General features: G+C 71.8%; 20 protein-coding genes. 5 read left to right on the top strand and 15 right to left on the bottom strand.

Going from position 1 to position 21,803, the window contains the following annotated elements; genetic code table 11:
- Positions 1-375: 375 nt before the first annotated feature.
- Positions 376-2,943 (bottom strand): ATP-dependent chaperone ClpB, encoded by a 2,568-nt coding sequence (gene clpB / locus CR165_RS19290; RefSeq protein ID WP_109518573.1) that lies wholly within the window; start codon positions 2,941-2,943, stop codon positions 376-378.
- A gap of 136 nt (positions 2,944-3,079) precedes the next feature.
- On the opposite strand from clpB, the gene CR165_RS19285 reads away from it, so the two are divergent.
- Positions 3,080-3,844: an MOSC domain-containing protein gene (locus CR165_RS19285; protein ID WP_109518572.1), complete on the top strand. Its 765-nt coding sequence runs from the start codon at positions 3,080-3,082 to the stop codon at positions 3,842-3,844.
- Between the two features lie 81 nt (positions 3,845-3,925).
- Here CR165_RS19285 and CR165_RS19280 read toward each other — a convergent pair whose 3' ends face one another.
- The 8 genes from CR165_RS19280 to CR165_RS19245 all read right to left on the bottom strand — a co-directional run bounded on the left by CR165_RS19280 (position 3,926) and on the right by CR165_RS19245 (position 12,679).
- Positions 3,926-4,282, bottom strand: a complete 357-nt coding sequence (locus CR165_RS19280; RefSeq protein ID WP_379652348.1) for a DUF4167 domain-containing protein — start codon at positions 4,280-4,282, stop codon at positions 3,926-3,928.
- A gap of 328 nt (positions 4,283-4,610) precedes the next feature.
- On the bottom strand, positions 4,611-5,492 hold the full coding sequence (prmC, locus tag CR165_RS19275; protein WP_109518570.1) for a peptide chain release factor N(5)-glutamine methyltransferase: 882 nt from the start codon (positions 5,490-5,492) through the stop codon (positions 4,611-4,613).
- The gene (gene prfA, locus CR165_RS19270; protein WP_109518569.1) at positions 5,485-6,540 is read right to left on the bottom strand and encodes a peptide chain release factor 1; all 1,056 of its coding nucleotides are present in this window, start codon (positions 6,538-6,540) and stop codon (positions 5,485-5,487) included. Before prfA ends, prmC begins: the two co-directional genes overlap by 8 nt.
- Before the next feature lie 91 nt (positions 6,541-6,631).
- Positions 6,632-7,957 (bottom strand): histidine--tRNA ligase, encoded by a 1,326-nt coding sequence (gene hisS / locus CR165_RS19265; protein ID WP_245906594.1) that lies wholly within the window; start codon positions 7,955-7,957, stop codon positions 6,632-6,634.
- 5 nt (positions 7,958-7,962) lie between these two features.
- Positions 7,963-9,081 carry a flavodoxin-dependent (E)-4-hydroxy-3-methylbut-2-enyl-diphosphate synthase gene (gene ispG, locus CR165_RS19260; RefSeq protein WP_109518567.1) on the bottom strand — a complete coding sequence of 373 codons (1,119 nt, stop codon included), beginning with the start codon at positions 9,079-9,081 and terminating at the stop codon, positions 7,963-7,965.
- Between the two features lie 125 nt (positions 9,082-9,206).
- A complete protein-coding gene (locus CR165_RS19255; RefSeq protein ID WP_109518566.1) occupies positions 9,207-10,298 on the bottom strand; it encodes a helix-turn-helix domain-containing protein in 1,092 nt (363 codons plus the stop codon).
- Positions 10,299-10,391: 93 nt separating this feature from the next.
- Positions 10,392-11,453, bottom strand: a complete 1,062-nt coding sequence (locus CR165_RS19250) for an NAD(P)H-dependent flavin oxidoreductase (protein ID WP_456316325.1) — start codon at positions 11,451-11,453, stop codon at positions 10,392-10,394.
- A gap of 5 nt (positions 11,454-11,458) precedes the next feature.
- On the bottom strand, positions 11,459-12,679 hold the full coding sequence (locus tag CR165_RS19245) for an aspartate kinase (RefSeq protein WP_109518565.1): 1,221 nt from the start codon (positions 12,677-12,679) through the stop codon (positions 11,459-11,461).
- 149 nt (positions 12,680-12,828) lie between these two features.
- On the opposite strand from CR165_RS19245, the gene ubiG reads away from it, so the two are divergent.
- Positions 12,829-13,560, top strand: a complete 732-nt coding sequence (gene ubiG / locus CR165_RS19240) for a bifunctional 2-polyprenyl-6-hydroxyphenol methylase/3-demethylubiquinol 3-O-methyltransferase UbiG (protein WP_109518564.1) — start codon at positions 12,829-12,831, stop codon at positions 13,558-13,560.
- Positions 13,561-13,613: 53 nt separating this feature from the next.
- On the opposite strand, the gene CR165_RS19235 is transcribed toward ubiG, so the two are convergent.
- From CR165_RS19235 to CR165_RS19220, 4 genes are read right to left on the bottom strand one after another with little or no spacing between them, the layout of a single operon-like run.
- Positions 13,614-13,934: an Ohr family peroxiredoxin gene (locus CR165_RS19235; protein WP_456316324.1), complete on the bottom strand. Its 321-nt coding sequence runs from the start codon at positions 13,932-13,934 to the stop codon at positions 13,614-13,616.
- Positions 13,935-13,944: 10 nt separating this feature from the next.
- On the bottom strand, positions 13,945-14,418 hold the full coding sequence (locus tag CR165_RS19230) for a DUF1178 family protein (RefSeq protein ID WP_109518562.1): 474 nt from the start codon (positions 14,416-14,418) through the stop codon (positions 13,945-13,947).
- 49 nt (positions 14,419-14,467) lie between these two features.
- A complete protein-coding gene (grxC, locus tag CR165_RS19225; protein WP_109518561.1) occupies positions 14,468-14,728 on the bottom strand; it encodes a glutaredoxin 3 in 261 nt (86 codons plus the stop codon).
- A 60-nt stretch (positions 14,729-14,788) separates the two neighbouring features.
- Positions 14,789-15,586 (bottom strand): double zinc ribbon domain-containing protein, encoded by a 798-nt coding sequence (locus tag CR165_RS19220; RefSeq protein ID WP_367604272.1) that lies wholly within the window; start codon positions 15,584-15,586, stop codon positions 14,789-14,791.
- Positions 15,587-15,666: 80 nt separating this feature from the next.
- Here CR165_RS19220 and CR165_RS19215 point away from each other — a divergent pair, with 80 nt between their 5' ends.
- The 3 genes from CR165_RS19215 to radC all read left to right on the top strand — a co-directional run bounded on the left by CR165_RS19215 (position 15,667) and on the right by radC (position 18,312).
- Positions 15,667-16,563: a methyltransferase domain-containing protein gene (locus tag CR165_RS19215; RefSeq protein WP_109518560.1), complete on the top strand. Its 897-nt coding sequence runs from the start codon at positions 15,667-15,669 to the stop codon at positions 16,561-16,563.
- 86 nt (positions 16,564-16,649) lie between these two features.
- Positions 16,650-17,456: a type I methionyl aminopeptidase gene (map, locus tag CR165_RS19210; RefSeq protein WP_109518580.1), complete on the top strand. Its 807-nt coding sequence runs from the start codon at positions 16,650-16,652 to the stop codon at positions 17,454-17,456.
- A 91-nt stretch (positions 17,457-17,547) separates the two neighbouring features.
- Complete coding sequence (gene radC, locus CR165_RS19205) at positions 17,548-18,312, top strand: RadC family protein (protein ID WP_109518559.1); 765 nt, start codon at positions 17,548-17,550, stop codon at positions 18,310-18,312.
- Positions 18,313-18,351: 39 nt separating this feature from the next.
- Here radC and CR165_RS19200 read toward each other — a convergent pair whose 3' ends face one another.
- Together CR165_RS19200 and CR165_RS19195 are read right to left on the bottom strand one after the other, a co-directional pair.
- On the bottom strand, positions 18,352-19,728 hold the full coding sequence (locus CR165_RS19200) for an ABC1 kinase family protein (RefSeq protein ID WP_109518558.1): 1,377 nt from the start codon (positions 19,726-19,728) through the stop codon (positions 18,352-18,354).
- Between the two features lie 44 nt (positions 19,729-19,772).
- Positions 19,773-21,623 (bottom strand): M3 family oligoendopeptidase, encoded by a 1,851-nt coding sequence (locus tag CR165_RS19195; RefSeq protein WP_109518557.1) that lies wholly within the window; start codon positions 21,621-21,623, stop codon positions 19,773-19,775.
- Positions 21,624-21,803: the final 180 nt, after the last annotated feature.

The following is a 21,803-nucleotide window of genomic DNA, read 5'->3' as shown; positions in this document are numbered from 1 at the left end:
CCCCAAAAGGCAGCTCAGACAGAACATCCCCAAAAGCATGAAACCCACTCAGCCCAACCTAAAAAAGGTCAAACCAAACCAAGCTTCTTAATACTTCCAGAAAACCCGATGCGATTTTCAATCAACGCTTGAGCTTTGCGGTGCAATGCAGCAATCCGCCGCATGAACCTCTCGCTCAACCTCGCCAGAGTTCCTGGCGGGGTGGGGTATCTAGCGCCGCTCTCCGGCCCCGTCAACCGCCCCGCCAAATCTTTTTGGCGCCCTCGCTGAAACCGTTTCTTTCGAAGCGCCTCAGCGTCGGGAGCCGGCTTTTACGTCCGGCTCCCATCCCTGTCAAACAGGTTTAACGGAAATTCCGCAGGCGGTTCAAAAAACCTACACCGCGAGTTCCAACCCCTCGACACCCGCCGTCACCTTAACCGCGCTGCCATCGGTCACGCGGCCCTCCAGGAGCAGGCCGGCGAGCTGGTCCTGCAGGTTGCGCTGGATCACCCGCTTCAGCGGGCGCGCGCCATAGACGGGGTCGTACCCCGCCTCGGCCAGCCAGTCGGTCGCCGACGGGTCGAGCTCCAGCGTGATCTTGCGGTCCTCCAGCAGCTGGCGCAGCCGGCCAAGCTGGATCTGCACGATCGAGCCCATATCCTTCCGCGCTAGGCGCCGGAACAGCACGATCTCGTCCAGCCGGTTGAGGAACTCGGGGCGGAAGCGGCTGCGCACCACGTTCATCACCTGCCCGCGCACCAGGTCCACATCCTCGCCTTCAGGCTGCGCCGCCAGGATCTCGGAGCCGAGATTGCTGGTCAGCACGATCAGGGTGTTGCGGAAATCGACCGTCCGCCCCTGCCCGTCCGTCAGCCGCCCGTCGTCGAGCACCTGGAGCAGGACGTTGAACACGTCCTCATGCGCCTTCTCCACCTCGTCGAACAGGATCACCTGGTAGGGCCGGCGCCGCACCGCCTCGGTCAGCGCGCCGCCCTCCTCATAGCCGACATAGCCGGGGGGCGCGCCGATCAGCCGGGCCACCGCGTGCTTCTCCATGTACTCCGACATGTCGATCCGCAGCAGCGCCTTCTCATCGTCGAACAGGAAGCCGGCAATGGCCTTGGTCAGCTCGGTCTTGCCGACGCCGGTGGGCCCCAGGAACAGGAAGGAGCCCATCGGCCGGTTCGGGTCCTGCAGCCCGGCGCGGGCGCGCCGCACTGCCTTCGACACCGCCTCCAGCGCCTCCTCCTGGCCGACCACGCGCTGGCGGAGCATGTCCTCCATGCGCATCAGCTTGGCGCGCTCGCCCTCCAGCATCTTGTCCACCGGGATGCCGGTCCAGCGGCTGACCACGGCGGCGATGCCCTCGTCGGTCACCGCCTCGTTGACCAGCTTGCCGCCCTCGCCCCCTGCCTCGGCGATCTGCCGCTCCAGCTTCGGGATCACGCTGTAGGTCAGCTCGCCGGCGCGGGCGTAGTCGCCCTTGCGCTGCGCCACCTCCACCTCGGTGCGGGCGCGGTCCAGCTCCTCCTTGGCCTTCTGGGCGGCGCCGAGCTTGTCCTTCTCCGCCTGCCAGGCCGCGGCCATGGCGTTGGAGCGCTCCTCCAGCTCGGACAGCTCGCGCTCCAGCCGAACCAGGCGATCGCGGCTCGCCGTGTCCTCCTCCTTCTTCAGCGCCTCGCGCTCGATCTTGAGCATCAGCAGGCGCCGGTCCACCTCGTCCAGCTCCTCCGGCTTGCTGTCCACCTGCATCCGCAGGCGGCTCGCCGCCTCGTCCATCAGGTCGATAGCCTTGTCGGGCAGGAAGCGGTCGGTGATGTAGCGGTTGGACAGCGTCGCCGCCGCCACCAGCGCGGAGTCGGCGATCCGCACGCCGTGGTGCAGCTCGTACTTCTCCTTGATGCCGCGCAGGATGGAGATTGTGTCCTCCACCGTCGGCTCGCCCACGAACACCGGCTGGAAGCGCCGCGCCAGCGCCGCGTCCTTCTCCACATGCTTGCGGTATTCATCCAGCGTGGTCGCGCCGATGCAGTGCAGCTCGCCACGCGCCAGGGCCGGCTTCAGCAGGTTGGAGGCGTCCATCGCGCCATCCGCCTTGCCCGCGCCCACCAGCGTGTGCATCTCGTCGATGAAGAGGACGATTTCGCCCGCGGCCTTCTCGACCTCGGTGAGCACGCCCTTCAGCCGCTCCTCGAACTCGCCGCGGTACTTGGCGCCGGCCACCATGGCGCCGAGGTCGAGCGCCAGCACCTTCTTGTCGCGCAGCGCCTCCGGCACGTCGCCATTGACGATGCGCAGCGCCAGCCCCTCGACGATGGCGGTCTTGCCCACGCCCGGCTCGCCGATCAGCACCGGATTGTTCTTGGTGCGCCGCGCCAGCACCTGGATGGCGCGGCGGATCTCCTCGTCACGACCGATCACCGGGTCGAGCTTGCCCTCGCGCGCCGCGGCGGTGAGGTCGCGGGCGAACTTCTTCAGCGCGTCGAACTGCTGCTCGGCATTGGCGCTGTCCACGGTGCGGCCCTTGCGGATGGCGGCGATCGCCCCATCCAGCTTCTGCGCCGTGGCGCCGGCGGCGACCAGCGCGCGGCCGGCCGGCGTGTCGCTCGCGGCGAGCGCGGTCAGCAGCCGGTCCTGCGCCACATAGGCGTCGCCGGCCTTGTTCGCCTGCTGCTGCGCCGCGTCCAGCACGCGCACGATGTCCGGCATGAACTGCGGCTGCCCGGCGCCGCCACCCTGCACGCGCGGCAGCCTGGCCAGCTCGGCCTCGACCTTCTCCAGCACCGGCTTCGGGTCGGCGCCGGCGGCGCGGATCAGGCCGGCGGCGGCACCCTGCTCGTCGTCGAGCAGCGCCTTCAGCAGGTGCTCGGCGGTGATGCGCTGGTGGTATTCGCGGATCGCGATGGTCTGTGCTGCCTGCAGGAAGCCGCGGGCGCGCTCGGTGAATTTCTCGATGTCCATGTGATGGTCCCTCCGGTGAGGCAACCGGCCCCGACGCCCCCGAAGGCGACACCGGGCACCGCTGTCAGATCGAATGTGGTATGGGGAAACACGGCCCTTCAAGGGCGCGTGCGCGAAAAAAGCAGGAGCTGAGCCTATGCGCGTCGAGCATCTCTACCGCTACCCCGTGAAGGGCCTCTCGGCCGAGGCGCTGGAGGCGGTGGAGCTGCGCCCCGGCGAGTGCATCGCCCATGACCGCCGCTTCGCGCTCGTGCAGGGCGATGCGCCCTTCGAGGAAGCGGCGCCGCGTTTCCTGCCCAAGCAGAACTTCGCCTGCCTGATGGCCAATGCCCGGCTGGCGCTCGTCGCCTCCGCCTATGACGACCGCGCCGGCATCCTGTCCCTGCGCGTGCCGGGCGAGGCCCCGCTGCAGGCCGACACCCGCACCGCCGAGGGCCGCGCCGCCATCGCCGCGCTGCTGACCCGCTACCTGGGCGAGGAGGCGCGCGGCACGCCGCGCTTCACCGAGGCGCCCGGCCACGCCTTCACCGACCAGAAGGCCAAGGGCATCTCGCTGATCAACATGGCCAGCATCGCGGCGCTCGAGAAGGCCACCGGCCTGCGGCTCGACCCGCTGCGTTTCCGCGCCAACATCTACTTCACCGGCCTGCCGGCCTGGGCGGAGTTCGGCTGGGTGGGGCAGGAGGTGCTGCTGGGCGGCGCCCGGCTCTCGGTGTTCAAGCGCACCGTGCGCTGCCCGGCCACGCAGGTGAACCTGCAGACGGGCGAGCGGGATGCCGACGTGCCGCGCCTGCTGCGGCAGCATTTCGGCCATGCCGATCTGGGGGTGCACGCCACCGTGGTGGAAGGCGGCAAGGTCGCGCTGGGCGACGCGCTGGAGGCGCTGGAAACCGCCGCCTGAGGAGAACCGCGCCCGGGCGGCCGGGCGGCGAAACCCACCGGCGGGGGCGGCCCACATGGCCGCGCCCCGCCAGGAATGGGGTTACTGAACCGTCTCGCGCTGCTCAGCCGGCTCGTTGCCGTCCGGCTCGTAGCCACCGGACTGGGACTGGCCGCTCATCTCGCCGCCCTCCCCTTCTCCTCCGCCGCCTTCCTGGCCGTCGGCGCCGTTCTGCTGGCGCCGCGGCGCCTGGCCCTGCTGCGCCTGCACGGCCTGGGCCATGGCGTTGAGGATGCGGAAATAGTGCTCGGCGTGCTGGAAGTAGCTCTCGGCCATCACGCGGTCACCGGCGCCCGTCGCGTCGCGCCCGAGCTGCAGATACTTCTCGAAGAGCTGCTGGGCCGTGCCACGCAGCCGCATGTCCGGCCCGTTCGAGTCGAACACATGGTTGCGGTTCATGGGCTGGTGGTTGCTTTGGCGGAATTGACCGCCGCCGCCGCCGCCACCGCCGCCGCCACCATGGCGATGGCCGCCGCGGCCGCGCATGCGTTTCATGTTCATCGGTGTTGCGTTCGCCGTCTCATGCTCGCGCCATCTGGTGGAGAGGTGATCCATCACGGACCACAGCGCACCAGGGGGCTTGCTGATGGAGTTGCATCGCTGCGGGGCCGGGGGGCGATGGCATTCCGCCACATGGGCCTTCCCGGCGTGTCCAACCGGGGGGATCATCCGCCCGGGGCCGCAAAGCCACCCTAGCGGCGTGCTGCACCGCCGCCAAACGGTTTTTTCAGCCCAGCCCCGCTTGGCGGCCCAGAACCAGGGCCCGCTCGACGCCACCCAGATCGGCATGGCAGCCGCGAATCGCAAGCCCCGCCGCCTCCGCAAGGGCGGAAACCGCCTCGCGCTGGCCCAGCCCCAACTCCAGCACGGCGCAGCCCTGCGGCTGGAGCAGGGCGGGAAGCGCCGCGACGATGCGCCGATAGGCCTCCAGCCCGTCCGCGCCGCCATCCAGCGCCCGCGCCGGCTCATGCGCCGCCACCTCGGGCATCAGGGCGGGAATGGCGGCGCTCTCGATATAGGGCGGGTTGGACAGCACCAGGTCGAACCGGCCGGAGAGCGCCGTGGCCCAGTCGCCTGCCAGGAAGGCGGACCGCCCGCCCAGGCCGTTGGTGGCCGCGTTGCGGGCCGCCAGCGCGGCGGCGCCGGGAGCGAGATCCACCCCCACCCCGAAGGCTTCCGGCCATTCCGAGAGCACCGCCAGCAGCAGGCATCCCGTGCCGGTGCCGAGGTCCAGCACGCGCGCCCCCGGCCGGGGAAATGCCGCCAGCGCCGCCTCGACGATCGCCTCCGAATCCGCGCGCGGGATCAGCGTCTCGGGCGAGACTTCCAGCTCCAGCGTCCAGAAGCCCTGGCGGCCGAGCAGAAAGGCCATCGGCTCATGCGCCAGCCGGCGGCGCAGCAGGTCGCCGAAGCGGGTGGCGGCCTCGGGCGGCACCGGGGCGCGGGGCTCGCGCAGCAGCGCCGCCTGCTCCACCCCCATGGCCTCAGCCAGCAGCAGGCGGGCCTCCAGCCGCGGCGCCTCGATGGCGGCGGCGCGCAGATGCTGCCCGGCCCGGCAGAGGAAGCCGCCGACGCTGCCTGCCGGATCGGGGCACCCGGCGTCAGACACCTTCGGCCGCCAGCCGCGCCGCCTCGTCCTCGGCGGTCAGCGCGTCGAACAGCTCGTCGAACTCGCCCTGCATGACGCGGTCGATCTTGTGCAGGGTCAGGCCGATGCGGTGGTCCGTCACCCGCCCCTGCGGGAAGTTGTAGGTGCGGATGCGCTCCGAGCGGTCGCCGGTGCCGACCTGGGCGCGCCGGTCGGCCGAGCGGCTGGCGCTGGCCTGGCTGCGCTGCGCCTCGTAGAGCCGGGCGCGCAGCACCTTCATCGCCTTGGCGCGGTTCTTGTGCTGGCTGCGCTCCTCCTGCATCGCCACCACCGTGCCGGTGGGGATGTGGGTGATGCGCACGGCGCTGTCCGTCTTGTTGACGTGCTGGCCGCCGGCGCCGCTGGCGCGGTAGGTGTCGATCCGCAGGTCGCTCTCGTTGATCTGCACATCCACCTCCTCCGCCTGCGGCAGCACCGCCACCGTCACGGTGGAGGTGTGGATGCGCCCCTGCGTCTCGGTGGCCGGCACGCGCTGCACCCGATGCACGCCACTCTCGAACTTCAGCCGGGCGAACACCCCCCTGCCCTCGATCTCGGCCACCGCGCCCCGGATGCCGCCCAGCTCGGACTCGTCATAGTCGAGGATGCCGAAGCGCCAGCCGCGCGTCGGCGCGTAGCGCTGGTAGGCGGCGAACAGCTCGGCGGCGAACAGCCCCGCCTCGTCTCCGCCGGCGGCGGGGCGGATCTCCAGGATGGCGCTGCCCTCATCCGCCGCGTCGCGCGGCAGCAGCGCCAGGCGGATCTCCCGCTCCAGCGCCGGCACGGCGTCGCGCTGGGCGTAGAACTCGGCCTCCGCCAGCTCGCGCATCTCGGGGTCGGCCATCAGCGCCTCCGCCTCATCGCGGGCGCGCTCGGCGGCGCGCAGGGCGTTCACCCGCGCCACCAGCGGCTCCAGCTCGGACAGCTCCTTCGACAGCACCCCTACCTGTGCGCCATCCGCCGTCTCCAGCAGGGCGCGCAGCTCGTCGGCGCGGTAGAGGACGCGGTCCAGCTTCTCGGAAAGGCTCATGCGATCGGTCCATGGCAAGCGGGCCGGGTGGCCGCCTGCCATTCAAAGTTCAAACAGCGGCGGCGCGGCCGCGAGGCCGCGCCGGAAGGGATCAGTCCTCGGCGTCGTCCGGGTCGGGGCCGAGGCCTTCCTCCAGCCCTTCGACCACCTGCTCCAGCATGGCGTCCACCACGCCCGCGGCGGCCAGCGCCGAGAGCAGGCCCGGCATGCCGACGCGCTCCTGCGTGCCGTCCGAGAGGTTGCGGACCACCACCACGCCCTCGGCCACCTCGCTCTCGCCGAGGATCACGGCGGCCTGCGCGCCGGTGCGGTTGGCCCGCTCCATGCGCTTCTTGAGGTTGCCCTTGTAGGCGATCTCGGCCGGCACGCCGGAGGCGCGCAGCGTCTGCGTCAGCAGCAGGGCCGGCGCCTCCTCGGCGGCGCTGACGGGGATGACGGCGACCGGCGGGCTGGCCTCCGGCGTCTCCTCCAGCAGTTCCGCCAGGCGCTCCACCCCCGCCGCCCAGCCGACGCAAGGCGTAGGCGGGCCGCCCATCTCCTGCACCAGCCCGTCATAGCGGCCGCCGGCCATCACCGTGCCCTGCGCGCCCAGCCGGTCGGTGACGAACTCGAAGGCGGTGTGGCTGTAGTAGTCGAGCCCCCGCACGATGCGCGGATTGTCGCGGTAGGGCACGCCCAGCAGGTCGAGATGGCGCTTCACGGCGGCGTAGAACTCGGCCGCCTCGGGCGTCAGGTACTCGTGGATGGTGGGGGCGTCGGCCACCAGGGCGCGGTCCCCGGCATCCTTGCTGTCGAGGATGCGCATCGGGTTCTTCTCCAGCCGCAGCTGGCTGTCGGCGGAGAGCTTCTCCCGGTGCTCGGTGAAGTAGGCGACCAGCGCGGCGCGGTAGGCGTCGCGGCTGGTGGCGTCGCCCAGCGTGTTGATCTCCAGCACCACCCCGTCATCGATGCCGAGATGCTGCAGGATCTGCCAGCCGCAGGCGATCACCTCGGCATCGGCCAGCGGCTCGGCCGCGCCCAGGATCTCGGCGCCGATCTGGTGGAACTGCCGGTAGCGGCCCTTCTGCGGCCGCTCGTAGCGGAACATCGGGCCGGCATAGAACACCTTGCGGGGCAGGCCGCCCTGGGTCAGCCCGTTCGAGACCAGCGCCCGGCAGATGCCCGCCGTGTTCTCGGGCCGCAGCGTGACGGAATCGCCGCCACGGTCCTCGAAGGTGTACATCTCCTTCGTCACCACGTCGGAGGTGTCGCCCAGGGTGCGGGCGAAGACGCCGGTGGCCTCGAAGATCGGCGTCGCCCACTCCTCCAGCCCGTAGAGGGTGGTGACGTGGCGCGCCGTCTCGATGACGTGGTGGTGGCGGCGGAAGCCTTCGCCGATCAGGTCCTTGGTGCCGCGTACCGGCTGCATTCCGCTCAAGACAGTTACTCCGCCGCCTGGCTGGCCGGAGCCGCGGCGATCTCCGCGGCCTTCTTCTCGACCAGTTCCACGATGTGATCGACCATGTTCTCGCCCGCCACGGTGTGGTCGGTGCGGCCGGCGTGATACACCATATGCCGCCCCGCGCCGCCCCCCGTGACACCGATATCGGTCATCAGCGCCTCGCCCGGCCCGTTCACCACGCAGCCGATGATGGAGAGCGTCAGCGGCGTCTCGATATGCGCCAGCCGCTCCTCCAGCGCCTCCACCGTCTTGATGACGTTGAAGCCCTGCCGGGCGCAGGAGGGGCAGGAGATGATCTTGACGCCGCGGTGGCGGATGCCGAGCGACTTCAGGATGTCCCAGCCCACATGCACCTCCTCCTCCGGCTCGGCGGAGAGGGAGACGCGCATCGTGTCCCCGATGCCGGCCCAGAGCAGGGAACCGAGGCCAATCGAGGACTTCACCGTGCCGGTGCGCTTGCCGCCCGCCTCGGTGATGCCGATGTGCAGCGGGTGGTCGCAGGCCTCGGCCAGCTGCTGGTAGGCGGCGACGGCCAGGAACACGTCGGACGCCTTCACGCTGATCTTGAACTCGTGGAAGTCCAGCTCCTGCAGGTGGGCGGCGTGCCAGAGGGCGGATTCCACCAGCGCCTCCGGGTTCGGCTCGCCATACTTCTCCAGCAGGTGCCGCTCCAGGCTGCCGGCATTGACGCCGATGCGGATGGAGCAGCCATGGTCGCGCGCGGCCTTCACGACCTCCTTCACGCGCTCCTTCGAGCCGATATTGCCCGGGTTGATGCGCAGGCAGGCGGCGCCCGCCTCGGCGGCCTCGATGGCGCGCCTGTAGTGGAAGTGGATGTCCGCCACGATCGGCACGTTCACCTCGCGCACGATCTCGGCGAGAGCGGCGGTCGATTCCTCGTCGGGGCAGGAGACGCGGACGATATCCACCCCCGCCAGCTCGGAGAGGCGGATCTGCGCGATGGTCGCGGCGGCATCCTGGGTCAGGGTGTTGGTCATGGTCTGGATGGAGACGGGCGCGTCTCCGCCGACCAGCACCTTGCCGACACGGATCTGCCGGGACTTGCGGCGCAGGATCTGCTGGTAGGGACGATAGGACATGGCGGTCAGGCCTCCCGCTTCGGCATGGGGCCGATATGGCAGCACAGCGCCCGCCGGCCAAGTCACGGACCTGCCGGGGGCCGCGTTTCCCGGGGCCGCGGCGTGTTACGCTTTCGTGGCGGCCCTCAGCGGGTGGGGAGCTGGCCGGGCTGCGCCTCGCGCAGCCGGGCCGGGTCCAGCAGGATGTCCCGCCGCACGCCGATATTGTCGGCGAAGGCCGGCGAGGCCACGCCATCCACCTCGGCCACCAGCCCCTCGATGCGGCCGGTGTTGAGCAGCAGGCCAGGGGTCTGCGGCACCTCGTAGGTCTCGCCCGGGCGCAGCACCCGCTCGAACACCACACGGTTGCCCCGGGCCTCCCGCACCCGGATCCAGCTCTCCTGGGTGGCGCGCAGCACGATGCGGTTGGCCGGCGGCGCGGCCTCGGCGGGCGGGGAAGCGGCTGGCGGCGTCGCGGCGGGCGGCGCGGCCGGCGGCGGCACCACGGGCGGGATGGCCGGCGCGGCGCCGCCGCCCGGAGCCACCGCGCGGGGGGCCTGCTGCGGCCCGGCAGCGGTCGGCGCGGCGCCGGAGGAGGCGGCGGTACCGGAGGAGGCGGCTCCCGGCGGGGTGGCGGTGGGAGGCGTGGCGGCAGGAGGCGCCGAGACAGGCGGCACCGTCACGGGCGGGCTGGTGACGGGCGCGGGCGCGGCAGGCGCCTCGCGCTGGGTCACGCCGGGCAGCGGCGGCGAGCCGGCCTCGCGCGCCGCCTGCTCCAGCCGTGGCGGCAGGGCCGGCACCGCATCCACCGTGCGCTCGCCCGAGCCGCTCCAGCGGTACCAGCCGGCATAGGCGCCGATGGCCAGCACGGCCCCCACCAGGATGATGGCGCCGGTCGGCACGCCGCGCTCCGGCACCGGCTCGGGGAAGACGAGATCCTTGCCGCGCGGCCCCTGCCCCGCCCCCTCGCGGAAGCGGCGCACCAGGTCCGGCGCGTCCAGCCCCATGGCCTGGGCGTAGCTGCGCACGAAGCCGATGCCATAGGCCGCGCCCGGCAGGTCGGCCACCCGGCCATCCTCCAGCGCCGCGATGTAGCGGCGGTTGATGCGCAGCCGCTCCGCCATCTCCTCCAGGCTGATGCCGAGGGAGAGCCGGGCTTCCCGCAATTCCTCGCCGACGCGCAGGGCCTCGGCGGGGTTCTCGTTGGAGCGGTTCGAACGCTTCAGGTCATAGGGCACGTGAAAACACCTATCGCGCGGCGGCAGCCGCGACCAACCGTGACACGATGAAGCGGTCTCCCCACCCCGGCGAAGGGCCGCCGGGGATCATGCTCAGCCGCCGGCGCGGCGCGCCGCAAGGGCCGTCGCGGCCTGGTCCAGCAATTCGGCGATGATCTCGGCGGCGGGCTGCTCCCGCGTCACCAGGCCAACGCTCTGGCCAGCCATCAGGCTGCCATTCTCCACATCGCCATCCACCACGGCGCGGCGCAGGGCGCCCGCCCAGTAGTGCTCGATGTCGAGCTGCGCGGCCTCCTTGTCCAGCTCGCCCGCCTTGAAGCGGCGCACCACCTCGGCCTGGTGCTCCAGGAAGCGGCGGGTGCCCTCGTTCTGCAGGGCACGGACGGGGATGACGGGGAAGTGCGGGTCGAGCTGCACGGTGGGCAGCGCGTCGCGCGCCGCGCCGCGCAGGAAGGCGCGCTTGAAGTTCGGGTGCGCCACGCACTCGGTGGCGCAGACGAAGCGGGTGCCGAGCTGCACGCCGGCCGCGCCCATCTCCAGATAGGAGAGGATGGCCTCGCCGCGGCCGATGCCGCCCGCCACGAACACGGGCACGTCGCGGATATGCGGCAGGATCTCCTGCGCCAGCACCGTCAGGCTGACCGGGCCGATATGCCCGCCGGCCTCGGAGCCCTCGATCACCAGCGCATCGGCGCCGGAGCGCACCAGCTTCTTGGCGAGCGCCAGAGCGGGGGCGAAGCAGATGACCTTGGCCCCGCCCTCCTTGGCCGCCTTGATGGCGGGCCCGGGCGGGATGCCGCCGGCGAAGACGATGTGGCCGACCTTCGCGTCCAGGCAGACCTGCACCAGCTCCATCAGCTTCGGGTGCATGGTGATCAGGTTGACGCCGAAGGGCTTCTGCGTGAGCGCCTGGGTGGCGGCGATCTCCTCGGCCAGCCGCTCCGGCATCATCGCGCCACAGGCGATGACGCCGAAGGCGCCGGCATTGGAGAGGGCGGAGACCAGGTTCCGCTCGCTCACCCAGCTCATGGCGCCGCCCAGGATGGCGTGGCGCACGCCCAGGAAGGCGGCGCCACGCGCCATCAGCGCGTCGATCGCCGCCATCTCCGGCCGGGGGCTGCTCTCGGCGCGGGGGCTGTCCAGGGGCGCGTCCATGGGCATCAGCCCTCGGCGTCCAGGCCGTAGGCGGTGTGCAGGGCGCGCACCGCCAGCTCCGTGTACTCGGCGCCGACCAGCACCGAGGTCTTGATCTCCGAGGTGGAGATGACCTGGATGTTGATGCCCTTCTCGGCCAGCGACTTGAACATGGTGGCGGCCACGCCCGCATGGCTGCGCATGCCGATGCCGACGATGGAGATCTTGGCGACATCCGGGTCGGCCAGCATGGCCTCGAAGCCGATGGTGGGGCGCTGCTCCTCCAGCACGGCCTTGGCGCGCGGCAGGTCGGTCTTGCCCACGGTGAAGGTCATGTCCGTGGTGCCGTCGGCGCCCAGGTTCTGCACGATCATGTCGACGTTGACATTCGCGGCCGAGAGCGGGCCGAACACATGCGCGGCGATGCCCGGCTTGTCCGGCACCCGGCGCAGCGTGACCTTCGCCTCGTCCCGGGAATAGGCGACGCCCGTCACCAGCGGCTGTTCCACGATCTCATCCTCATCCACGACCATCGAGCCGGGCTTGTCCTCGAAGGAGGAGAGCACCTGCACCCGGACCCGCTGCTTCATCGCCAGCTCGACCGACCGCGTCTGCAGCACCTTGGCGCCGACCGAGGCCAGTTCCAGCATCTCTTCATAGGCCACCGCCGGCAGCTTGCGCGCCTTCGGCACGATGCGGGGGTCGGTGGTGTAGACCCCGTCCACATCGGTATAGATGTCGCAGCGGTCGGCCTTCACCGCGGCGGCGATCGCCACCGCCGAGAGGTCGGAGCCGCCACGGCCCAGCGTGGTCACGCGGTTGTCCGGGCCGATCCCCTGGAACCCCGCCACCACCGGCACCTGGCCCATCTTCATGCGCTCGATCAGCGCCGCGCCCTCGATCTCCTCGACCCGCGCCTTGCCGTGCGCGGCATCGGTGCGGACCGGCACCTGCCAGCCCTGCCAGGAGCGGGCATCGACGCCGATGGTCTGCAGCGCGATGGCCAGCAGCCCGATCGTCACCTGCTCGCCGGTGGCGACCACGGTGTCGTATTCCCGCGCATCATGCAGGGGGGAGAGGTCCTGGCACCACTTCACCAGCTGGTTGGTGACGCCGGACATGGCGGAGACCACCACCGCCACCTCGTTGCCGGCGTCGACTTCCCGTTTCACCCGGTTGGCGACGTTGCGGATACGGTCCAGATCGGCGACGGAGGTGCCGCCGAACTTCATCACGATACGTGCCATTATGGGCGTGCCATGCCGGTCCTGAAGGAACGGTCCGAGAGGGATTGTGCCACAGCCGCGGTTGCGGCCCGCGAGGGGGTGCGACAGATAACGGGCGGAGCGCGTGGCCGCAACCGGCATCACGCGCCCGCCAGCCCGGAGAGCGTGCCATGCCCCAGCCCACCCCCACCGCCCGTGCCGACGAGATCGCGAAGTTCGACGCCCTGGCCGCGCGCTGGTGGGACCCCTCGGGCCCGATGGCGCCGCTGCACCGGATGAACCCGCTGCGCACCGAGTGGATCGGCCGCCGCCTCGCCGCCGCCGAGGGGCGGCCGGGCGCCAACCTCGCCGGCCTCTCGGTGCTCGACATCGGCTGCGGCGCCGGGCTGGCGAGCGAGGCGCTGGCGCGCATGGGGGCGCAGGTCACCGGGCTGGACGCGGCCGCCGCCGCGCTGGAAGCCGCCCGCGCCCATGCGGCGGCGGAGGGCCTGTCCATCGACTACCGCGAGGGCATGCCGGAGGACCTGGCCGCCGAGGGGCGGCACTTCGACGCGGTGGTGGCGCTGGAGGTGATCGAGCACGTGGCGGACCGCCCCGCCTTCCTGGCGGCGCTGGCGGGGCTGGTGAAGCCCGGTGGCCTCGTCTTCCTCTCCACGCTGAACCGCACCCCCCGCTCCTTCCTGCTGGCCAAGGTGGGGGCGGAGTACATCCTGCGCCTGCTGCCGCGCGGCACGCATGACTGGAAGATGTTCGTCACGCCGGCCGAGCTGGGCGCCGAGGCGCGCCGCGCCGGGCTGCGGGTGACCGACATCGCCGGCATGTCCCCCGTCCAGGGCGGGCGCGACTGGCGCGAGAGCCGCGACGTCTCGGTGAACTACCTCGCCGCCCTGCGCCGCGACTGAGCCTGAGCAGGAACGGGGCGGCAGGCACCCCCTCCCCACCCGGCCCTGCTGCCTCAGGCCAGGGTGGTCTCCACCGCCACGTTGCCGCGCAGCGCGTGGCTGTAGGGGCAGACCTTGTGGGTGCGCTCGATCAGATCCTGCGCCACGGCCCGGTCCAGCCCCGGCAGGGAGACGCTGAGGGCGGCGGTGATGCCGAAGCCCTCCCCATCCTCCCGCTGGCCGATGCCTACTTCGGCGGTGACGGCCGCCTCAGCCGGGACCGCGATCTTGCGCTGGCCGGCGACGAACTTCATCGCCCCCAAGAAGCAGGCGGAATAGCCGGCGGCGAAGAGCTGCTCCGGGTTGGTGGCGCCGCAGGGGAGCGGCTGAGGCACCGGCCGTGCCTCAGCCGTCGGCGCGCGGCACCCAGGGTAGGCGCGCCACGGCGATGCCCTCTTCCTGCAGGGCCTCCGCCTCGCCATCGCTGGTCTCGCCATAGATGCCGCGATGCTCGCTCTCGCCGCGGTGCATCCGGCGCGCCTCTTCCGCGAAGTCGGCGCCGACATAGTCGCAATTCTTCTCGACCTCGGCGCGCATGCGCTGCAGCAGCGCCATCACCTGCGCCGGCATCGGGCCGGCGGCGGCCTGCGGAGCGCCGGAGGCCTGGGGCTGCGGGGGCGCCGGCGCATCGGACGCCGCCGGCTCGGCGGGGCGGGCCTTGGCGATGGCCGGCGCCATCAGCGCCCGGCTGACCTTGCTGCTGCCGCAGACGGGGCAGTCGATCATGCGCCCCTGGGACAGCTTCTCGAATGCCGCGCTGTCCTTGTACCAGCCATCGAAGCCGTGGTCCTGGTCGCAGCGGAGCTGGTAGTGGATCATGCGGGTTCCGGTTGCCGTGGGGCCGGTTGTTCCGTGTCTGCCGGCCGCGTCATGCCGCCTGCAGCATGGCGTCCAGCTTGCCCGCGCGGTCGAGCGCGAACAGGTCGTCGCAGCCACCGATGGCTTCATCGTTGATGAAGATCTGCGGCACGGTGGTGCGCCCGCCGGAGCGGCGCACGGCATCGGCGCGCTCCGGGGAGCCGTTCGGCGCGTCGTATTCGGTGAAGCCGACTCCCTTGCGGCCAAGCAGCAGCTTGGCGCGCGAGCAATAGGGGCAGAATGCGGTGGTGTAGATTTCAACCTTGGCCATGCTGCAGAAATCGTCCCGGCGGGGGCGGCGGTCAAGAGCGTTGCGGGGCCGTCCCGGTGCTTATGTGTCCTCGTCCTGGCGGGGGTCGGGCACGCGGGCGGCGGCCAGCACCTCCACCCGCGCCGCCCCCGCCGCCAGCAGCACGGCGGCGCAGGCCGAGGCGGTGGCGCCGGAGGTGAGCACGTCGTCCACCAGCAGCAGCCGCCGCCCCGCCACCCGCGCGGCACCGCCGGAGGCCAGGCGGAAGGCGCCCTCCAGCTGGGCCGCGCGCGCGGCCGCGCCCTGCCCGGCCAGGGCGGCGGTGCGGCGCGTGCGGCGCAGCAGGTCCGGCGCCCAGGGCACGCCGCTGAGGCCGGAGAGGCGCCCCGCCAGCAACCCGGCCTGGTTGTAGCCGCGCGAGAGCAGCCGGCGCCGGTGCAGCGGCACCGGCAGCAGCAGCTCGGCCTCGGCCAACAAGGCGCGGCCGGCGCGTGCCATCTGCCGCGCCAGCGGCAGGGCCAGCTCGGTCCGCCCGGCATATTTGAAGGGCAGCAGCAGGCGCTTCGCCCCGGCATTGTAGAGATAGGCGGCGCGGGCCCTCCGGTAGGGCGGTGGCTCGGCCGCGCAGCGCGGGCAAAGCAGGCCGCCGCCCAGCGCCGGCTCCCCCTGCCCCGCATGCAGGAAGGGAATGCCGCAGCACTCGCAGAGCGGCGGGCCGATCAGCCGGATGCCATGGAAGCAGTCGCCACAGAGCGTGCCTTCGGCGAGCACCGGGGTGGCGCAGGCCAGGCAGCGGGGCGGCAGCAGCATGTCCAGCACCGCGTGCCCCAGGTGGCGCATGCCGTGCCGCAGACGGTCCAGGCCGGAAACATTGCTCACGATTTCGTGAAATTAGCGGAACGCGCCCCGGCTCCGCAAGGACGCTTGCGCACCGGCCGGCGGCGGCGCATCTCCCTGGCATGGCGGATGCGATGCAGGTTTTCGACCGGACCCTTGTGCGGCGGCGGCGCGACCGCGCGGCATCCCGCATGGCCGGGGTGGCGCCCGTGCTGGAGGCCGCCGCCGAGCGGCTGCTGGACCGGCTGGACGACACCACCCGCCGGTTCGGCCACGCGCTGGAGATCGGCGGGCGCGGCGCCGTGGCGCCGGCGTTGCGGGCGCGCGGCGTAGGCCATGTGGTCTCGATGGACCTCTCGGCGCGCATGGCCGGCGGTGCCGGCGGCCTGCCCCTGGCAGCCGACGAGGAATGGCTGCCCTTCGCCCCGGGCAGCTTCGACCTGGTGGTGGCCAATCTCTCGCTGCACTGGGTGAACGACCTGCCGGGCGCCCTGCTGCAGATCCGCCGCGCCATGGCGCCGGATGGGCTGTTCCTGGCCAGCCTGCCCGCCCTCGGTACCCTGCAGCCGTTGCGCGAGGCGCTGGCGGCGGCCGAGACGGCGCTGCGCGACGGGCTCAGCCCGCGCATCTCCCCCTTCCCCGAACTGCGGGACGGCGCCGCGCTGCTGCAACGCGCCGGCTTCGCCCTGCCGGTGGCCGACCGCGAGACGCTGCCGCTGCGCTACCGCACGCCGCTCGCCCTGCTGCACGATCTGCGTGCCGCGGGCGAAGGCAACGCCGTGCTGGCGCGCGACCCGCGCATCCCGCCGCGCGCCCTGTTCCCGATGGCGCTGGCCGCGCTGCGGCCGGATGCCCAGGGCACGTTGCCGATGCCGCTGGAGATGCTGGTGCTGACCGGCTGGGCGCCGGGGCCGGACCAGCCGAAGCCGGCGCCGCGCGGCAGCGCCAATGCCCGGCTGGCCGATGCGCTGGGCACGGTGGAGCAGCCCGCCGGCGAGCGCCCCCCGCCGCGCCACTAGCGCCCCCGCTTCCCTGCCACGGTGGCACCCCTGCCCTGCGCGGCAGCCGCTTGCAACCAAAGGGCGTCTTGCGCATCTTGCGCGACATGGAACAATCCGGTGCCGAGGCGCGGCGCATCATCCTGCACGCGCCCGAAGATTTCGAAGGGATGCGCCGCGCGGGGCAGCTGGCCGCCGCGACGCTGGACATGATCACCGAGCATGTCCGCCCGGGGGTCACCACGGGCGCGCTGGACGCGCTCATCCTGGCGTTCATCGAGGAGAACGGCGGGACCTCGGCCACCATCGGCTACCGGGGCTACCAGCACGCCTCCTGCATCTCCATCAACCACGTCGTCTGCCACGGCATCCCGGGCACGAAGACGCTGGCCGATGGCGACATCCTGAACATCGACGTCACCGTCATCCTCGATGGCTGGTACGGCGACACCAGCCGCATGTATGCCGCCGGCCAGCCCAGCACCAAGGCGCGGCTGCTGATGGACGTGACGCATGAGAGCCTGCTGCGCGGCATCGCCGCGGTGAAGCCGGGCGCCCGTCTCGGCGACATCGGCCACGCAATCCAGAGCTATGTCGAGGGCCACCGCTTCAGCGTGGTGCGGGATTTCTGCGGGCACGGCATCGGCCGCCACTTCCACGCCGCGCCGAACGTCCTGCATTTCGGCCGCCCCGGCGAAGGGCCGCTGCTGAAGCCGGGCATGTTCTTCACCATCGAGCCGATGGTGAATGCCGGCCGCCACGACGTGAAGGTGCTGGACGATGGCTGGACCGCCGTGACGCGCGACCGTAGCCTTTCCGCCCAGTTCGAGCACATGGTGGGCGTGACCGAGACAGGGTGCGAGGTGTTCACCTTCTCCCCCGCCGGGCTGCACAAGCCCCCCTACCAGGCCTGAGTTCCCTGCCACCGCCGGCCCGGCGGTGGCATCCGGGCGCTGGACAAGCGCACCCTGCCCGGTTCAACCTCCGGTCGAGAACGGAGGTCCCATGCGCAAGACGCGCGGGCTGGGCGAGGCCGGCCCCGCCCTTCCCCTGCCGCCGGCCCTGCCGGACTCCCTGACCCCCGCGCCGCGCCCGCTGGCGATGAGCGCGGAAGGCCATCGCGCCCGGATGCGGGCGAAGCTGCTGGCGCACGGCCCCGATGCGCTGCTCGACCACGAGCTGGTCGAGATGCTGCTGTTCCTCGCCCTGCCGCGGCGCGACACCAAGCCGATCGCCCGTGCCCTGCTCTCCCGCTTCGGCAGCCTCGGTGCCGCGCTGAGCGCGCCGGTCGCCGAGCTGCGGCAGGTGGAGGGGCTGGGCGAGGCCGGCATGGCCGCGCTGAAGACCGCCCAGGCCGCCGCCCTGCGCCTGCTGCGCGCCGAGCTGCGGGACCAGCCGGTGCTGGACAACTGGGAGCGGCTGCTCGGCTACCTCAACGCCGCCCTGGCGCGGGAGCGGGTTGAGCAGTTCCGCGTGCTGTTCCTCGACAGCCGCAACCGCCTGCTGGCCGACGAGGCCCAGGCACGCGGCACGGTCAACCATACCCCCGTCTATCCGCGCGAGGTGATGCGGCGCGCCCTGGAGCTGCACGCCACGGCGCTGATCGTGGTGCACAACCACCCGAGCGGCGACCCCACCCCCAGCGAGGCCGACCGCGCCATGACCGCCGAGTTGCAGCGTGCCGCCGCCGCGCTCGGCCTCGCCCTGCACGACCATCTGGTGATCGGCAATGGCCGGCACTTCTCCTTCCGGCAGGCGGGGCTGCTCTGACAGGGCGGCACCGCCACCCTGCCGGGGCCCCGGCCTGCCTCAGCGCGCCACCGGCGGCGGCACCCCGGCGGCAGCCAGGGCCTCGGCCTGCCGCGCGGCCAGCGCCTGCTCGCTGTAGTCGGCGATCAGCTCGTTGAAGAGGCGGTGCCAGTTCAGCCGCGCCCCCAGCCGCAGGAAGGCGCTGCCCAGCCCGACCGCGCCGCGGTCCACCAGCACGAACTCCCGCGGCGGCTTCACGCCGCCGGTGCGCTTGAGGCCGGCATGCACCTCGGCCGCCACCTTGCGGCCGAAATCCGGGTCGTCCACCTCCTGGATCGGCCGCACCCGGTCGTCCAGCAGCGGCTCGTGCAGGAACTTCGCCCAGAGGCCGAGCACCGCCATCTTCTCGCGCGAGAGGTCGGTGAAGCCCCAGATGCGGTAGGCCTCGGCCGCCTTGTCGTCATCGCCGTCGCGGATCGCCTCGTAGAGCATGATCACGCCGGTGAGGAAGGTGGGCGGGAAGACCCGGATGGCGCCGAAATCCAGCAGGTTGATGCCGGCCTCGCTCTCCGCCGTGGGCTGGCGCACCTGGTAGTTGCCCAGGTGCGGGTCCCCGTGGATCACGCCATAGCGGTAGAAGGGCACGTACCAGGCGCGGAACAGGGCGCGGGCATAGGCGTCGCGCTCCTCCTGCGAGGGGTCCTCGGCCAGGCGGTCGAGGATCGGGCGGCCCTCCAGCCAGGTCATGGTGAGCAGCCGGCGGGTGCTGTACGCCTCCACCGGCTCGGGGGTGCGGATGGTGGGCTCGTCGGCCAGCATGCGGTTGTAGAGCCGCATCTGCGCCGCCTCGCGGGCATAGTCCAGTTCCTCGCGCAGCCGGTCGCACAGCTCGATATAGACGTCGTCGTGCTGGATGGCGTCGTCCATCCGGGCGAACAGGCCCATGGCGATCTTCAGCTGCCGGAGGTCGGCCTCCACCACGCTGGCCATGTCCGGGTATTGCAGCTTGCAGGCCACCACCTGCCCGTCCGGCAGGGTGGCGCGGTGCACCTGGCCGAGGCTGGCCGCGGCCGAGGCCTCCTGGCCGAAGCTGGCGAAGCGCGACTGCCAGGCCGGCCCCAGCTCGGAGGACATGCGGCGGCGGACGAAGGCCCAGCCCATCGGCGGCGCATTGGCCTGCAGCGCGGCCAGCTCCTTGGCGTATTCGGGCGGCAGCGCGTTCGGCACGGTGGTGAGGAACTGCGCCACCTTCATCAGCGGCCCCTTCAGCCCGCCGAGCAGGGCCTTGAGGTCGTTGGCGTGCACCATCTTGTCGGTCTTGATGCCGAGATAGCGCTCCCCGGCCACGCGGGCGGCGATGCCGCCCACCGCGCCCGAGGTGCGCGCCATGCGGCGGATCTCACCGAAGAGGGTGCTGCCCTCGCGGTCCTCAGCCATCCGTGTGCTCCCGTTCGTCGCGCGCGCGGGCGCGCCCCGGTCGTTCATTGGCCATCGGTACGCTCCAGCTCGTCGATGAAGCCGGCGATGACGTTCAGCCCCATGTGCCAGAAGGCGGGGTCGGAGGCATCGAGGCCGAAGGGCGCCAGCAGATCCTTGTGCCGCAGCGTGCCGCCGGCGCGCAGCAGCTCCAGGTACTTCTCCTGGAAGCCGGGCACGCCGCCATTCTGGAACACGCCGTAGAGCGCGTTCACCAGGCAGTCGCCGAAGGCGTAGGCATAGACGTAGAAGGGCGTGTGCACGAAGTGCGGGATGTAGGACCAGTAGATCTCGTAGTCCGGCGTGAACTCGAAGGCCGGGCCGAGGCTCTCGGTCTGCACCTGCATCCACAGCGCGCCGATCTCCTCGCGGGAGAGCTCGCCCTTGCGGCGGGCGTCGTGCAGCAGCGTCTCGAAGCGGTAGAAGGCGATCTGCCGCACCACCGTGTTCAGCATGTCCTCCACCTTGCCGGCCAGCATGGCGCGGCGCCGCTTCGGGTCGGTCTCGGCGTCGAGCAGGGCGCGGAAGGTCAGCATCTCGCCGAACACCGAGGCGGTCTCGGCCAGCGTCAGCGGCGTGCCGGACATCAGGTAGCCCTGCTCCGCCGCCAGGATCTGGTGCACGCCATGGCCCAGCTCATGCGCCAGCGTCATCACGTCGCGCGACTTGCCGTGGTAGTTCAGCAGCAGGTAGGGGTGCGCGCTCGGCACGGTGGGGTGGGCGAAGGCGCCGGAGGCCTTGCCGGGGCGCAGCGCGGCGTCGATCCAGGGCTTGTCGAAGAAGCGGGCGCCGATGCGGCCCAGCTCCGGGCTGAAGCCGGAATAGGCCTTCAGCACCCGCTCCCGCGCCGCCTCCCACGGGATCTCGCTGTCATCCTCGTCCGGCAGGGGCGCGTTGCGGTCCCAGTGCTGCAGCTTCGGCAGGCCCAGCCACTTCGCCTTCATCGCGTAGTAGCGGTGCGACAGGCTGGGGAAGCTGGCGACGACGGCGCTGACCAGCGCGTCCACCACCTCGTCCTCGACCATGTTGGCGCGGTTGCGGCTGCTGCCGGGGCGCGGATACTGCCGCCAGCCGTCGATGATCTCCTTGTCCTTGGCCAGAGTGTTGGTGATCAGCGTGAACAGCCGCGCCTTCTCGCCGAAGGCGGCGGAGACGCCCTTCGCCGCCGCCTCGCGCACCTTGCGGTCGCCGTCGGAGAGCTTGTTGAGGGCGCCGGAGACGTTCAGCGTCTCCTCCTCCACCTTCACCTCCATGGCGGCGATGGTCTCGTCGAACAGGCGGTTCCAGGCGGCGCGGCCGGTCACCTCCTTCTCGTGCAGCAGGCGCTCCACCTCGTCCGAGAGCTGGTGCGGGCGGAACACGCGCAGGTCGCGCAGGAAGGGGCGGTAGCGGGCGAGCGCCTTCGAGCCGGAGAGCTTCTTCTCCAGCGCCGCCTCCTCCAGCTTGTTCAGCTCCAGCGTGAAGAACAGGGTGTGGCTGGAGATCGCCGTCACCCGCTCCTGCATGGTCTGGTAGAAGCGGCCATTGGCCGCGTCCTGCGCATCGCCGGCGAAGGTAAGCGAGGCGAAGGACATGACCCGCCCCAGTACCTCCTCGATCCGCTCATAGGTGGCGATGGCCTCGGCCAGCCTGTCGCCGGAGAGGGTGGCGAGCTTGCCGGAATGCGCCTCGGCGAAGGCGCGGGCCTCGCCGTCGGCGCGGGCGAGGTCGGCTTCCAGGGCCGGGTCGGCGGGGCCGGCGTAGAGATCGGCCAGGTCCCAGGCGGGGAGCGCCCCGGAGCCATCATTCCCACCATTGCCCCCCTGTGGACGGCCGGCGGTGTCGCGATGCGGAGGGCGGAGGTTGGAAAGCTGCACGGGAGGCCTTGCGGTTGTGGGTTCGCTCTTCCCGATATAAGCCCATGGCGGGGCAGGCCAAGCGCCTCCCCCCCATGTATCGGCGCCGGGGAAGCCGGCGCCGGGCCCCGGGCCGGCGGCAAGACCGGCCGGGGTGCCGCCTCTGCCTGGCCGCGTCCGGCCGCCTTCCCCTGTTCGGAA

The organism is Teichococcus aestuarii, from assembly GCF_003116135.1.
In the GTDB taxonomy this organism is placed as follows: domain Bacteria; phylum Pseudomonadota; class Alphaproteobacteria; order Acetobacterales; family Acetobacteraceae; genus Pseudoroseomonas; species Pseudoroseomonas aestuarii.
Note: the sequence above shows the minus strand (reverse complement) of the source record. Positions and strands in the feature narration are given on the sequence as shown.

Excerpts from the sequence above, each read along its gene's own strand:
- CR165_RS19245 (WP_109518565.1), bottom strand. The coding sequence starts at position 12,679 with ATGGCACGTATCGTGATGAAGTTCGGCGGCACCTCCGTCGCCGATCTG.
- CR165_RS19230 (WP_109518562.1), bottom strand. The coding sequence starts at position 14,418 with ATGATCCACTACCAGCTCCGCTGCGACCAGGACCACGGCTTCGATGGC.
- ispG (WP_109518567.1), bottom strand. The coding sequence starts at position 9,081 with ATGTCCTATCGTCCCTACCAGCAGATCCTGCGCCGCAAGTCCCGGCAG.
- CR165_RS19285 (WP_109518572.1), top strand. The coding sequence starts at position 3,080 with ATGCGCGTCGAGCATCTCTACCGCTACCCCGTGAAGGGCCTCTCGGCC.
- prfA (WP_109518569.1), bottom strand. The coding sequence starts at position 6,540 with ATGAGCCTTTCCGAGAAGCTGGACCGCGTCCTCTACCGCGCCGACGAG.
- ubiG (WP_109518564.1), top strand. The coding sequence starts at position 12,829 with ATGCCCCAGCCCACCCCCACCGCCCGTGCCGACGAGATCGCGAAGTTC.
- map (WP_109518580.1), top strand. The coding sequence starts at position 16,650 with ATGGAACAATCCGGTGCCGAGGCGCGGCGCATCATCCTGCACGCGCCC.
- CR165_RS19280 (WP_379652348.1), bottom strand. The coding sequence starts at position 4,282 with ATGAACCGCAACCATGTGTTCGACTCGAACGGGCCGGACATGCGGCTG.
- radC (WP_109518559.1), top strand. The coding sequence starts at position 17,548 with ATGCGCAAGACGCGCGGGCTGGGCGAGGCCGGCCCCGCCCTTCCCCTG.
- clpB (WP_109518573.1), bottom strand. The coding sequence starts at position 2,943 with ATGGACATCGAGAAATTCACCGAGCGCGCCCGCGGCTTCCTGCAGGCA.
- grxC (WP_109518561.1), bottom strand. The coding sequence starts at position 14,728 with ATGGCCAAGGTTGAAATCTACACCACCGCATTCTGCCCCTATTGCTCG.
- CR165_RS19250 (WP_456316325.1), bottom strand. The coding sequence starts at position 11,453 with ATGGACGCGCCCCTGGACAGCCCCCGCGCCGAGAGCAGCCCCCGGCCG.
- CR165_RS19215 (WP_109518560.1), top strand. The coding sequence starts at position 15,667 with ATGGCGGATGCGATGCAGGTTTTCGACCGGACCCTTGTGCGGCGGCGG.
- CR165_RS19200 (WP_109518558.1), bottom strand. The coding sequence starts at position 19,728 with ATGGCTGAGGACCGCGAGGGCAGCACCCTCTTCGGTGAGATCCGCCGC.